The 12,950-nt window shown below is 71.6% G+C and carries 10 protein-coding genes; 5 read left to right on the top strand and 5 right to left on the bottom strand.

Features of this window, described 5'->3' with window-relative positions:
• Nucleotides 1–47: 47 nt before the first annotated feature.
• From AB5J50_RS36190 to AB5J50_RS36170, 5 genes are read left to right on the top strand one after another with little or no spacing between them, the layout of a single operon-like run.
• A complete protein-coding gene (locus AB5J50_RS36190; protein WP_369262730.1) occupies nt 48–1,901 on the top strand; it encodes an ABC transporter substrate-binding protein in 1,854 nt (617 codons plus the stop codon).
• Nucleotides 1,902–1,960: 59 nt separating this feature from the next.
• Nucleotides 1,961–3,028: an ABC transporter permease gene (locus tag AB5J50_RS36185; RefSeq protein ID WP_327432142.1), complete on the top strand. Its 1,068-nt coding sequence runs from the start codon at nt 1,961–1,963 to the stop codon at nt 3,026–3,028.
• A 23-nt stretch (nt 3,029–3,051) separates the two neighbouring features.
• On the top strand, nt 3,052–3,990 hold the full coding sequence (locus tag AB5J50_RS36180) for an ABC transporter permease (RefSeq protein WP_327435230.1): 939 nt from the start codon (nt 3,052–3,054) through the stop codon (nt 3,988–3,990).
• A complete protein-coding gene (locus AB5J50_RS36175) occupies nt 3,987–5,006 on the top strand; it encodes an ABC transporter ATP-binding protein (RefSeq protein ID WP_369262728.1) in 1,020 nt (339 codons plus the stop codon). The genes AB5J50_RS36180 and AB5J50_RS36175 overlap by 4 nt, the downstream gene beginning before the upstream one ends.
• Entirely contained in the window at nt 5,003–6,010 is a 1,008-nt protein-coding gene (locus AB5J50_RS36170) for an ABC transporter ATP-binding protein (protein WP_369262726.1), read from the top strand. The genes AB5J50_RS36175 and AB5J50_RS36170 overlap by 4 nt, the downstream gene beginning before the upstream one ends.
• Before the next feature lie 65 nt (nt 6,011–6,075).
• On the opposite strand, the gene AB5J50_RS36165 is transcribed toward AB5J50_RS36170, so the two are convergent.
• From AB5J50_RS36165 to AB5J50_RS36145, 5 genes are all read right to left on the bottom strand, one after another.
• Nucleotides 6,076–7,029 carry a bifunctional riboflavin kinase/FAD synthetase gene (locus AB5J50_RS36165; protein WP_369262724.1) on the bottom strand — a complete coding sequence of 318 codons (954 nt, stop codon included), beginning with the start codon at nt 7,027–7,029 and terminating at the stop codon, nt 6,076–6,078.
• Between the two features lie 170 nt (nt 7,030–7,199).
• Nucleotides 7,200–10,820 carry a trypsin-like peptidase domain-containing protein gene (locus AB5J50_RS36160; protein WP_369262722.1) on the bottom strand — a complete coding sequence of 1,207 codons (3,621 nt, stop codon included), beginning with the start codon at nt 10,818–10,820 and terminating at the stop codon, nt 7,200–7,202.
• 284 nt (nt 10,821–11,104) lie between these two features.
• Nucleotides 11,105–12,010, bottom strand: coding sequence for a tRNA pseudouridine(55) synthase TruB (gene truB / locus AB5J50_RS36155; protein ID WP_369262720.1), 906 nt, complete (start codon nt 12,008–12,010; stop codon nt 11,105–11,107).
• Entirely contained in the window at nt 12,007–12,465 is a 459-nt protein-coding gene (gene rbfA / locus AB5J50_RS36150) for a 30S ribosome-binding factor RbfA (RefSeq protein WP_369262718.1), read from the bottom strand. The genes truB and rbfA overlap by 4 nt, the downstream gene beginning before the upstream one ends.
• Nucleotides 12,466–12,498: 33 nt before the next feature.
• Complete coding sequence (locus AB5J50_RS36145; RefSeq protein WP_327432135.1) at nt 12,499–12,792, bottom strand: DUF503 domain-containing protein; 294 nt, start codon at nt 12,790–12,792, stop codon at nt 12,499–12,501.
• Nucleotides 12,793–12,950: the final 158 nt, after the last annotated feature.

Here is a 12,950-nt window from a genome sequence, read left to right as displayed (position 1 = left end):
TTCAACCAGCCATCTCTGTGCAAGCGATGACGCGAGGTCACCGACCCATGAACACACAAGATCACCACCACAGAGGGCGTCCGCGCCCCCGTCTTTCCCGGCTCATCGCCGCCGCGGGCGCCGCCGCGCTCACCCTCACCGCCGGTCTCGCGACCCCGCTCAACCCGGCGCCGCAGCAGGCCCAGGCCAAGGAGGGCAAGAAGGTCCTCACGGTCGCTGTGGCGCAGAGCGTCGACTCGCTGAGTCCGTTCCTGGCGTCGCGGCTTGTCAGTACGAGCATTCACCGGCTCATGTACGAGTACCTGACCAATTACGACCCGGCGGACAACCACGCGATCCCGGGCCTCGCCACCAAGTGGGAACCGTCCGCCGACAAGCTCACCTGGACCTACACGATCCGCTCCGACTCCAAGTGGTCGGACGGTCAGCAGGCCACCGCCGAGGACGCGGCGTGGACGTTCAACAAGATGATGACCGACGAGGGCGCGGCGACGGCCAACGGCAGCTTCGTCGCCAACTTCAGGAAGGTCTCGGCTCCCAGCCCCACCCAGCTCGTCATCGAGCTGAAGAAGCCGCAGGCGACGATGGCCGCGCTCGATGTGCCGATCGTGCCCAAGCATGTCTGGGAGAAGGTCGGGGACTTCACGAAGTTCAACAACGACAAGAGCTTCCCGGTCGTCGGCAACGGGCCGTTCATCCTGACGGACTACAAGGCCGACAGCTACGTCCGCCTCAAGCCCAACAAGAGCTTCTGGCGCGGCGCCCCCAAGTTTGACGAGCTGCTCTTCAAGTACTACAAGGACGGTGACGCGGCCGTCGCGGCGCTGCAGAAGGGCGAGGTGTCCTTCGTCTCCGGTCTGACGCCGGCTCAGTCGGCCGCCCTCAAGACCGAGAAGAACATCAAGGTCAACGACGCCCCCGGCCGCCGCTTCTACGCCCTGGCCACCAACCCCGGCGCCCAGGCCAAGAATGGCAAGCACTTCGGTGACGGCGCCGAGTCGCTGCTGAACCAGAAGGTGCGCCAGGCGCTGTTCATGGCGATCGACCGGGAGACGCTGATCAACAAGGTCTTCCAGGGCCACGCCGTCGAGGGCGAGGGGTACATTCCGCCGCGCTTCTCCACGTACTTCTGGAAGCCTTCGGCGAACCAGACGCTGTCGTACGACCCGGCGAAGGCGGCCCAACTCCTCGACCAGGCGGGCTACAAGAAGAACGGTGACGGCAAGCGCGTCGAGAAGAACGGCAAGCCGATCAACTACCGGATCCTCTGCCACGCCACCGACCCGAACGACAAGGCGGTAGGACAGTACCTGAAGGAGTGGTTCGGCAAGCTCGGCATCGGTGTCACCCTCAACTGTCTGGACAACGTGACCGACCCCTGGCTGGCGGGCACGTACGACCTCGCGTTCGACGGCTGGTCCGTCAACCCGGACCCCGACTTCGTCCTGTCCATCCACACCTGCGCGGCCCTGCCCGCCACCCCCAAGGACACGGGCGCGACGGACAACTTCGTCTGCGACAAGAAGTACGACGAGCTGTACGACCAGCAGCTCGCCGAGTACGACACCGCCAAGCGGACGGACATTGTCAAGCAGATGGAGTCGCGGCTGTACGACACCGGGTACATGAACGTCATGGCGTACCCGAACGCGGTCGAGGCCTACCGCACCGACCAGATCAAGTCGATCGAGACGATGCCGAAGGCCGCGGGCAACATCTACGGCCAGGACGGTTACTGGAGCTGGTGGTCGGCGGTTCCGGCGGGGTCCTCCGGTGCGTCCTCCGACGGTTCGAGCTCGACGGGCGTCATCATCGGCATCGTCGCGGGCGTCGTCGTCCTCGCGGGCGCCGGGGTGTTCTTCGCGATGCGCCGCCGCTCGACGGCCGAGGACCGTGAGTAGCGCACGCCCACGCTCCCGCCAAGGGGAACCCCATGAACGTACGAGCGAATGAGTAGTTCATGACCGCTGAGGCAACACCCTCGCTGGTCGAGGCGACCGACGGTCCGGCCGAGGCCGGGCCGTCGGTCCGCGGGCCGCGGGCGCGCGGCCGGACCGCGTATCCGCGCTATGTGGCGGGCAAGTTGGGCGGCGCGGCCGTCTCGCTGCTCGCCGTCCTCGTCACCAGCTTCTTTCTCTTCCGTCTGATCCCCGGCGACCCGGTCAAGTACATGACGGGCGGCCGCCAGGTGTCCGCCGAGCAACTCGCCAACTACCGCAAGGAGTTCGGGCTCGACCTGCCGATGTGGGAGCAGTTCACCGACTACTGCGGCAAGGCGCTCACCGGCGATCTCGGCACGTCGTACCAGTTCCGTGCCCCCGTCATCGACAAGATCACCGAGGCGCTGCCGAACACCCTGCTGCTCACCGGCACGGCGTTCGTCCTCTACACCGCGCTCGGCATCTTCATCGGTACGCGCTCCGCGTGGCGCAACGGCGGGCTGAGCGACCGGCTCAACACCGGTCTGGCGCTGACCCTTTACTCCATCCCGTCCTTCTGGCTGGGACTGCTGCTCATCATCGTCTTCTCCGTGGGCATGGGCCCGATCCCGGGCCTCTTCCCGACCGGCGGCATGGAGACGGGGGGCAAGGAGGGCTTCGCGTACGTCCTCGATGTCGCCCACCATCTGATCCTTCCGGTGGTGACGCTGGTCGCCGTCGAGTACGGGCAGACCCTGCTCGTCACGCGTTCGGCGCTGCTCGACGAGATGGGCAGCGACTATCTGACGACCGCGCGGGCGAAGGGCCTGCGGGACGATCTCGTACGGCGGCGCCATGCCGTCCCCAACGCGCTGCTGCCGACCGTCACGCTGATCTTCATCAACCTCGGCCGGACGGTGGCCGGTGTGATCCTCGTCGAGACCGTCTTCTCCTGGCCGGGTCTCGGCGGGCTCTTCTACCAGGCGCTGAGCGTGCCCGATCTGCCGCTGGTGCAGGGGCTGTTCTTCGTCTTCGCGGCGGCGGTGATCGTGATGAACACGCTGGCCGATCTGATCTATCCGCTGCTGGATCCACGGGTGGGCCGATGACCACGACCGAGTCGGACGGGCCGATGACAACCGAATCCACGGCGGCCGAGCCGGCCGCGCCGGCGACCGCGAAGGGCCCCCGCGCTCTCGCCCGGCAGCGTCGCCGCCACTCCGCCGCCCGCTTCTGGAAGCAGTACCGCACCCACCGGGCAGGCGTCTTCGGGCTCGCCGCCCTCGGCCTCTTCGCGCTCATCGCGCTGACCGCGCCGCTGACCGTCGGCTCCGACGTGCAGAGCGTGACGAACGCGCCGGGCGATCCGATGGAGAGCCCGAGTGCCGAGTTCCCGCTGGGGACGGATCAGTTCGGGCGCGATCTGCTCGGCCTGGTCGTGTGGGGCGCGCGGGTCTCCCTGCTCGTCGGGCTGCTGGCGGCCGTGCTGTCGGTCGCGATCGGGGCGCTCATCGGGATCACCGCCGGACACTTCCGCGGCTGGTACGCGACCGTGATGATGCGGATCACGGACTGGTTCCTGGTCATGCCGACTCTGGTCCTCGCCATCGCGCTGGCGACCGTGATGACCCGTTCGCTCGGCACGATCATCCTGGCGATCGGCGTCACGACCTGGCCGACGACGGCCCGGCTGGTGCGCGCGCAGACCCTCGCCGTGGAGTCACGGCCGTACATCGAACGCGCGAAGGCGCTCGGCGGCGGGCACTGGCACATCATGTCCCGGCATGTCCTGCCCAATGTGATGCCGCTGGTACTGGCGCAGACGACCCTGATCATCTCCTCCGCGATCCTCGCCGAGGCGACGCTCGCGTTCCTCGGGCTCGGCGATCCGACGGTCGTGTCGTGGGGCGGGCTGCTCCAGGACGCGCGGGAGGCGGGCGCGGTCAGCGCGGGCAAGTGGTGGTATCTGGTGCCTCCGGGTGTCGCGATCGCGGTGGTGGCGCTGGCGTTCACGCTGTGCGGGCGCGCGGTCGAGTCGGTACTCAACCCCAAGCTGGGGGTGGCCCGTTGAGCACTCCGGCCAGGCAGCGGCTCCTGGAAGTCAGGAACCTCGAAGTGACGTACGCCGGAGGGGCCGCCGCCGTACGCGGCGTGGACCTCTCGCTCGACGCGGGCCAGAAGCTCGGCATCGCGGGCGAGTCCGGCTGCGGGAAGTCCACGCTGGCGCTCGCGCTGCTGCGACTGCTGCCCGCGGGCACGCGCACGAGCGGGGAGATCCTGCTCGACGGCGAGGACGTGCTGAAGATGAAGTGGGGCCGGGTGCGCGCGGTCCGCTGGGCGGGCGCCTCGATCGTCTTCCAGGGCGCGATGCACTCCCTGAACGCCGTGCACCGCATCGGTGACCAGATCGCCGAGCCGATCCTGCTGCACAAGAAGGCGACCCCGGCGGGCGCGCGGAAGAAGACGGGCGAGCTGCTCGAACACGTCGGCCTGCCCGCCGCCCGCGCGGACGCCTACCCGCACGAACTCTCCGGCGGCCAGCGCCAACGCGTCATGATCGCCATGGCGTTGGCCTGCGACCCCCAGCTCGTCATCGCCGACGAACCGACCACCGCGCTCGACGTGATGATCCAGGCACAGATCCTCCGCCTGATCGAACAGCTCGTCAGCGAGCAGGAGTTGGGCCTCGTCATGATCAGCCACGACCTGGCGGTCCTGGCCGACACCTGCGACCGGCTCGCGGTGATGTACGCGGGGCGCGTGGTCGAGGAAGGGCCCGCCCAGCAGGTGTACGAGAACGCCCGGCACCCGTACGGCAAGGCCCTGTCGGCCGCCTTCCCGCGCGTCGGCGACACGGCGTCGCGGTTCGCGCCGCGCGGGCTGCCGGGCGATCCGCCGGATCCGTCGGCGCTCCCGGCGGGCTGTACGTTCCATCCCCGGTGTCCGGTGTCGCTGGACGCCTGCGCGACGCAGGACCAGGCACTGCGAGAGGCGGGCGCGGGACGGTGGGCGGCCTGTGTACACGCCGGCGCCGCGGTCCCCGATCCGAGCACCCCGGCGGAAGAAGCCAGGAGCAGCACCCCATGACGACGACCACCCCCCTGACGGCCGCTCCCCTCCTCAGCGCGCAAGGCCTGCACATCGCCTTTCCCGGACGCCACGGCGCCGCCAGGGCCCGGGCCGTCGACGGCGTCGACCTCGACATCCGGCCCGGCGAGATCGTCGCGCTGGTCGGCGAGTCGGGCTGCGGCAAGACGACGCTGGCCCGCTCCCTCCTCGGTCTCGTCCCGCCGACCGGCGGCCACGTCACCTTCGACGGCAAGCCGCTCGACTACTCCACGCGTGCCCTCAAGGCCTACCGCAAGCGCGTCCAGCTCGTCCTCCAGGACCCCAGCGGCTCGCTCAACCCCCGGCACACGGTGTACGACGCGGTGGCCGAGGGACTGCGCATCCACCGGTACGGCGGCGACGAGCGGGCGGCGGTCGCCGAAGCCCTCTCCCGGGCCGGGCTGCGCCCTCCGGAGCGGTTCTTCCTGCGCTACCCGCACGAACTGTCCGGCGGCCAGCGTCAGCGTGTCGTCATCGCGGGCGCGCTCGTCCTGGAGCCCGAACTCATCGTCGCCGACGAGCCGGTGGCCTCCCTCGACGCCTCGGTACGCGGCGAGATCCTCGCTCTGCTCCTGCGGCTGCGCACCGAACTCGGCCTGTCCGCCCTGGTGGTGACCCACGATCTGGGCCTGGCCTGGAACATCGCGGACCGGGTCGCGGTGATGTACCTCGGCCGGATCGTGGAGACCGGCGAGGTCGAACAGGTCCTGACGGCTCCCCGACACCCGTACACCCAGGCCCTGTTGTCCGTCCTCCCGGAGGCACCGGGCGATCCTGTCGTACTCACCGGCGAACCCCCGGACCCCTCCCGCATCCCGTCCGGCTGCCGCTTCCACGCGCGCTGTCAGATCCTCGCGAGCGGGGAGGCGGAGCGGGCGGGCGTGGCCGACGCGTGCCGGGGCCAGGACCTGGAGGTGCTCGGCGGGGGCGGCGGGACGCAGGTGGCGTGCCATTGGGCGCGGGCGACGGCCGCTCACTCATGACGGCGATGGGGGGCGGCCGGTGCCTTTCAGCACCGGCCGCCCCCCATCCGCGTACACCGGGAGAGCTACTCCCCGTCGTACGCCTCGATCAGCTCGCGAGACCGCTTCACGTCGTCGGCGATGGCCTCCAGCAGCGCCTCGATGGAGTCGAACTTGGCCATGCCGCGGACGTACGCGAGGAAGTCGACGGCGACGTGCAGGCCGTACAGGTCGAGGCCGACGCGGTCGATCGCGTACGCCTCGACGGTGCGCTCGGTGCCGTCGAACTGCGGGTTCGTGCCGACGGAGATCGCCGCGGGCATCGCCTCGCCCTCGACGTGCAGCCAGCCGGCGTAGACGCCGTCCGCGGGGATGGCGGTGTGCGGGAGGGTCTCGACGTTGGCCGTCGGGAAGCCGAGCTCGCGGCCGCGCTGGGCGCCGCGTACGACGATGCCCTCGACGCGGTGCGGACGCCCGAGGATCTCGCGCGCGCCCTCGACATCGCCCTCGGCGACGAGCCGCCGGGTGAGGGTCGAGGAGAAGGGCTCGCCACCGCCGGCCTCGCCCGACACATACAGGTCCACGACCTCGACCTCGAAGTCGTAGGTCTCGCCCTGCTCGCGCAGGAAGGCGACATTGCCCGCGGCCTTGTGGCCGAAGCGGAAGTTGGGGCCCTCGACGACGGCCTTGGCGTGCAGCTTGTCGACGAGGACCTTCACGACGAAGTCGGCGGGCGACAGCTTCGAGAACTCGGTGGTGAAGGGGAGGATGAGCAGCGCGTCCACACCCAGGTCGGCACAGAGCTCGGCGCGGCGGTGGTGCGGGGCGAGCAGCGGAGGGTGGCTGCCGGGGCGCACGACCTCGCTCGGGTGCGGGTCGAAGGTGACGACCACGGAGGGCACGCCCAGTTCACGGGCGCGGTCCACGGCATGCTTGATGATCAGCTGGTGTCCGCGGTGCACCCCGTCGTAGGAACCGATGGTGACGACGCTGCGCCCCCAGTCCTCGGGGATGTCCTCCAAGCCACGCCAGCGCTGCACTGTGACCGCTCCTTGTCCGAATCCGAACTCGAACCCGTGTCCGTGATTGCCTCATTCGCAGCTCTAAGGGTGCCATGCCGCGTGCGCTCGGCCTGCATCGGCATCGTGGTGTGACGTATCGCGCAGTGACTCGTCGGGCGATGCCGCGTCGCACGGGGACGAGGAGCAGGTCAGGCGGGCACCCGCACCCCGGCCAGGTTCTCGATCATGCGGCGGGTGCTCGGGCCGACCACCGCGGCCCACTCCTCGGGCGCGCCGGTCAGCCAGCGGGCCACCAGGGCGGCGAAACCCGGGACTTGGCGGGCCAGGTCGACGAGACCGCGGTCGAAGCCCGTGGCTCCGGCCGGGGTACGGACGAGGAGGAGGCCCGCGCGGTGCACCAGCTCGCGCGTGGGCTCCTCACCCCTGCGGTCCGCGCCGGCGGCGGCGGCCTTGAGGAGGGTGTCGAGGACGGCCGGGTCCCGCTCGTGCGCGAGCAGCAGATCCAGCAGCTCGCGCCGCAACGGCCGTGACGCAAGGCTGCCCGGCGCCGCGAGCACCGTCACGAGCGCCGCCCGCACCGGCGTGGGACAGCCCTCCAGCAGGCCGCTGACCAGCGGAAAGAGCACCGCGCGCGTGGTGGGCCCGTATTCCAGGCGCCGATCCACATACGCGGCCACGTGCGCGGCGGCCTCGGGGCGCAGCTCGACGGCCTCCCTCACCATGGCGGCGACGCTGCGGGCGAGGGCGGGCGTGGTGACGTCGGCGAGGGTGCGCAACACCTCGCCCATGTCGGGGCCCGACTGCCGCAGCCGGGTGCGGAAGGCGGCGAGCACCGGGTCCGGGTGGGTGGTGAGCGCGGCGACCAGTGCGCTCGCGGGCAGCTGGGGGTCACCGGCCGTGAAGCGCTCCAGGGCCCCCGGCAGATACCGGGCGCGGGTCCGCGGATCCCGTACGAGGAGACCGAGCGCTCCGCCGTGCAGCGTGCAGTCGGCGGGGCGGGCCAGCAACGCGAGCGCCGCGTAACGCAGCAGCTCCAGGTCGGCCTCGGTCCGCACGAACGGCGCGGCCCGCAACCCGTAGGCCACCGCCGCCACCCGCCGCGCCGGCCGCTCGTCGTGCGCCCACCGGTCCACCGCCCGGCACACGGCCGACGGCTCCTCCTCGGCGAGCACGGCGAGCAACTCGTCGCCGCGCCGGTGCGCACTGGCCACCAGCGCCTCCGCGAGGTCGTCCAGCGCCCGCCGCCGATGCGCGTACAGCAAGGCCTGCGCGGCGGTCGCCACGGTCGCGTGCGGGGTCGCGGGAAGGGGCCGCTCGTCGTCGAACCACTGCGTGAGATGGGGTTGTACGGCGGCGGGGCGGGCGGCGAGGAGCCGGGCCACGGCGTCCAGGCAGCGGGGGACGGCGTCGGCGGCCTCGCTTGCCTCGTCCGCCGGGTGCCGTGCCCCGTCCGCGACCACCAGGCGCCTCAGCAGGTCGAACCGCTCCGTCTCCGGCAGCGGCAGCGCCTCCCAGAAGGGCGGCCCGAACTCCCCCGGTACGGCCCTGCCCCGCTCCCGCCACCGCACGATCCGCTCGGCGAGCAGCCGCAGCACACCGATGTACGGCGTCGCGTCGGGCACGCGCAGCAGGACGTCCGCGCAGAGGTGGGTGGCCCACCAGGCGGGGTCATCGAGCGGTCCCGGTGCCTTGGGCAGCAGGTCGTCGAGGGCATGGACCAGGTCCTCCAGCCGGAGGGCCAGCTCGGCGGTGCCCTGTTGACGGGCCAGGACGAGCAGAGTCTCGACGACGGGTCCGATGCGGTGGCGGGGGACGGGAAGGAGGTGCTCCGGGGAGGACCGGGCGGCGGACCGGGAGCGCCGGGCCCTTCCCTGCGGCGCCGGAGCCGGCCGCCCCCGGTGGACCAGGGCGTGCAGGGCCGGGTCCAGGTCCAGATGAGTGCCCTGGATCCAGTCGGCGAGTTCCTCGTGGGCGAAGCGGTAGCCGTTGCCGGCGGGCACGAGGAGGCCCTCGGTGAGGACGGCGGAGGCCCAGCCGGTGGTACCGGCGAGGCAGTGGCCCGGCGCGGGGCCCCACGGGAAGACGGCTTCGAAGGACGCGCGGTCGAGCTCACCCTGCCCGGGGCCCAGACAGCGTCGCGCGGCCTCGTGCACCTGGCCGGAGACCTGGGCGGCGAGCCGCCGTACGACCGTGCCGCGCAGCCCGCCGGCGGCGGCGAGCCGGACCGCGATACGCAGGCACATCAGGTCCAGGTACGCGGCGAAGACCTCGTCGCGGCCGAGCCGCTCGGCCGGGGCGTCCGGCAGCGCGGCCCGCACCTCGGAGAACAGCCGCAGCGTCAGCGGGTGCCGTGCGTCGGCCTCCGCGAGCGCGTCCTCGGGGATCCCGGCGCGGAACCGGGCCCGCCGGGCCTCCCCCTCGCTCAGATCCCCCAGCCACACGCAGGACGGGATCAACGGGTCCGATCCGGTCTCGGCCCGGTGCAGTGACTCCCCCGGGAACTCCGCCCCCGCCTGCTCCCAGTACTCGGCCCGGCATCCGACGACGAGCCGCGCCCCGGTCTCCCGCAGCCAGGCGGCCGTCCCCTCGGTCCACTCGGGCAGCCGGTGGGCGAGGGCGGGCGGCATCTCCTCGGGACCGTCGAGGAGGAGCAGGAGCGGCCGCCCCGCGTTCCGCGCCAGCCGGGCCAACCACTCAGGACCGATGTCGCCCAGTTCACCGTCGTACCTGCCGGGAGGCAGCACATCCGCCTCCGCGGACACCCCGGAGGCCTCGCCCGAAGCCTTCCCCGAGGCCGCCACGATCCGCCCCGCCCGCTCCAGCGCCCGTGTCGCCGCGTCCGCGACGGAGGTGTCGTCGGCGAGGAGGTCGGCGCCGCGCAGCCACAGCACGGGTGCCGGTTCCGCGCCCCGGGTGCGGCGGGCGGCGAGGGCCGCCAGTTCCGTCGTACGGCCGCTGCCGGGTGGGCCGACGAGCCCGAGGACGGCGGCCGGGCCGGTCTCGAAAGCGGTGAACTCCCTGACGACGTCGGCCCGTTCGACCGGTCCGGAGGGCGCGCCGCCGGACCCCACCGACGTGGCCGCGCCCGGCCCGTCCGAGCCGACCGAGGTCGCGGTGAGCTCCAGCACCCCCGCCAGATTGAGATCGGCTCCGTAGGCGGGCACCGTCGCCGCGTTACGGTCCAGCAGCTCGACGAGCGGCCCCTCGACACCCCGCAGGGGGACGGCGAACCCCGCCGATCGGTACCCGGTGTGCAGCGCGGTGCCGAGCACCCCCACCACCGCTCCGGTCGAGGCGTCGAGGACCGGTCCCCCGGCCGCCCCGCCGCCCAGCCGGAGCGCGTCCACGCCCGCCGTGCCGATCGCCAACTCCAGGGCGTCGTCCAGGAGATGGAAGCGGTCGGTCGCCGTGTACGTCACGGCGGACGTGCCGAGCACCCGCGCCTCGCGCCAGCCGCCCGCGGCGATCCGTACATACGTGCCGCTCGCGACTCGGTCCCGCACGGTGACGGGGAGCGGGTCGAGGCCGAGACCTTCGGTGCGTACGAGAGCCAGATCGGCGTCGGGCAGCGGCGTGACGGCATCGGCGCTCACCACGCAGGTGCGGTCGCCGGGGGCGTGCAGGACGAGGCAGGCCAGGCCGTCGACCGCCTCGTGGCTGGTGATCACCGTGCCGTGGTGGTCGGCGACGAAGCCCGTGCCGCGCGGGCGCCCCGCCAGGTCGCAGACGCGTACCAGGGTCTCGTCCCGTGTGTCCCGGGTGTCGTCGGGTGCCTGTCGGCCCCCGGTCCGCGGGCCCCGTCCCGCCATGCTCGAACCTCCCCGCCGTGCTCCTGCTTCGACGGTAGGCGCGGGGTGATCAGCGGGACAGATCGCGCGGCGAACGCGCCCCCTTCCGCTCCCTCGGTTCACTCCGAGCGCCTGCCCGAAGGGGTGAATAGCCGACGGCGGATGGATACACCTCTGTGTGGGGGAACCGAGGGGGGACCGTGGAGCGGCGGGCACGAAACCCCGTGATCGCCGCTCCACGGGCGGGGCCCCGCAGGACCACCGCACCGCCGTACGTGTCGGACGCAGCGGGAGGACGAAGAACGTCAGCCGAACACGGCCAGGCTCTTCGCCTTCCCCTTCTGCTCCTCCACCAGCGCCAGGAACAGCCCCTCGGCGTCGAACACGGCCACGGCGCCCTTGCCCGCGTACACGTCGGGCATCTCCAGGCGTACGCCGTTGAGCAGCAGCCGCGCCCGCTTGGCGTCCACGTCCCAGCGCGGGAACGCGGCCGCGGCGGCCTCCGCGATCGGCATCACGGTCAGCTCCTCCTGGAGCTGGTCGAGGGTGCGCGCGGAGTCGAGCTTGTAGGGGCCGACGCGGGTGCGGCGCAGGGCGGTGAGATGACCGCCGACGCCCAGGTCCGCGCCCAGATCCCGGGCGAGCGCCCGGATGTAGGTGCCGGAGGAGCAGACGACGGAGACGACCAGGTCGAGCACCGGCGTGCCGTCCTCGGCGACGGCGTCACGGATGTCGTACACCGCGAACGACGAGACGGTCACCGGGCGGGCCGGGATCTCGAACTCCTCGCCCTCGCGCGCCCGCTTGTACGAGCGCACGCCGTCGATCTTGATGGCGCTGACCTTGGACGGCACCTGCATGATGCGGCCGGTCAGCTTGGCGATCCCGGCGTCGATGGCGTCACGCTTCACGCCGGACGCATCGGTGGAGGACGTGATGTCACCCTCGGCGTCGTCCGTCAGGGTGTTCTGCCCCAGCCGGATGGTTCCCAGGTACTCCTTCTCGGTGAGCGCGAGGTGCCCGAGGAGCTTGGTCGCCTTCTCGACGCCGAGGACGAGCACGCCCGTCGCCATGGGGTCGAGGGTGCCGGCGTGTCCGACGCGGCGGGTCCTGGCGATCCCGCGCATCTTGGCGACCACGTCGTGCGAAGTGAAGCCCGACGGCTTGTCGACAATGACAAGCCCGTCGGGCGTCTGGTGCTTCTGGGTCATTCTGCGGCGTCGCCGTCCGTCTCGTCGTCGTCCTCGTCCGGCTTCTTGTACGGGTCCGCTTCACCCGCGAAGGAGGCGCCGGCCGAGACCTCGCGCACCTTCGCGTCCGAGGCCCGCGCCTTGTCGAGCAGGTCCTCGATCGTCTTGGCGGTGTCCGGCAGGGCGTCCGCGACGAAGGTCAGCGTCGGCGTGAACTTCACGCCCGCCGCCGCGCCGACCGCCGAGCGGAGCACGCCCTTGGCGCTCTCCAGGCCCGCGGCGGCCGCCGCGCGCTCCTCGTCGTCCCCGTACACCGTGTAGAAGACGGTCGCCTCCCGGAGGTCCCCGGTGACCCGGGTGTCCGTGATGGTGACGTGTGTGCCGAGCCGCGGGTCCTTGATCCCGCGCTGCAGCTTCTGGGCCACCACCTCTCGGATGAGGTCCGCCAGCCTCTTCGCCCGCGCGTTGTCGGCCACTGGTCCGTCTCCTTCTTCGCCTTGCTTGTTTCGTCAGTCTTCGTCTTTGTGGAGCCTGCGCCGTACCGACAGCAGCTCCACCTCCGGTCGCGCCGCGACGAGCCGTTCACACCGGTCCAGTACGTCGGTGAGGTGCTCGGTGTCCCCGGAGACCACCGCGAGGCCGATCTCGGCCCTGCGGTGAAGGTCCTGGTTGCCCGTCTCCGCCACGCTCACCGCGTACTTCCGCTGGAGTTCAGCGACTATCGGCCGGATGAGAGAGCGTTTCTCCTTGAGCGAGTGAACGTCGCCGAGGAGCAGATCGAAGGACAGTGTCCCCACATACATGTGTAACCGGATGTCCCGCCGGTACGGGATAGATGGCCTGCCAATGCACTTGGCAGGGACATCAGAACCGTACATCGAACGGGTGGGGTGCTCGATGGGGTTTTTCGTCCGCGGGCCGGTGGGGGCCGTTCGCGCACACGCGGCGGAGCCGCATATCG

The organism is Streptomyces sp. R35 (assembly GCF_041053035.1).
GTDB classification, from domain to species: domain Bacteria; phylum Actinomycetota; class Actinomycetes; order Streptomycetales; family Streptomycetaceae; genus Streptomyces; species Streptomyces lutosisoli.
This window is presented reverse-complemented; position numbering and strand designations above follow the sequence as displayed.

Coding starts and splice junctions, on each gene's coding strand:
- AB5J50_RS36180 (WP_327435230.1), top strand. CDS start 3,052: ATGACAACCGAATCCACGGCGGCCGAGCCGGCCGCGCCGGCGACCGCG.
- AB5J50_RS36190 (WP_369262730.1), top strand. CDS start 48: ATGAACACACAAGATCACCACCACAGAGGGCGTCCGCGCCCCCGTCTT.
- truB (WP_369262720.1), bottom strand. CDS start 12,010: ATGACCCAGAAGCACCAGACGCCCGACGGGCTTGTCATTGTCGACAAG.
- AB5J50_RS36145 (WP_327432135.1), bottom strand. CDS start 12,792: ATGTATGTGGGGACACTGTCCTTCGATCTGCTCCTCGGCGACGTTCAC.
- AB5J50_RS36170 (WP_369262726.1), top strand. CDS start 5,003: ATGACGACGACCACCCCCCTGACGGCCGCTCCCCTCCTCAGCGCGCAA.
- AB5J50_RS36185 (WP_327432142.1), top strand. CDS start 1,961: ATGACCGCTGAGGCAACACCCTCGCTGGTCGAGGCGACCGACGGTCCG.
- AB5J50_RS36160 (WP_369262722.1), bottom strand. CDS start 10,820: ATGGCGGGACGGGGCCCGCGGACCGGGGGCCGACAGGCACCCGACGAC.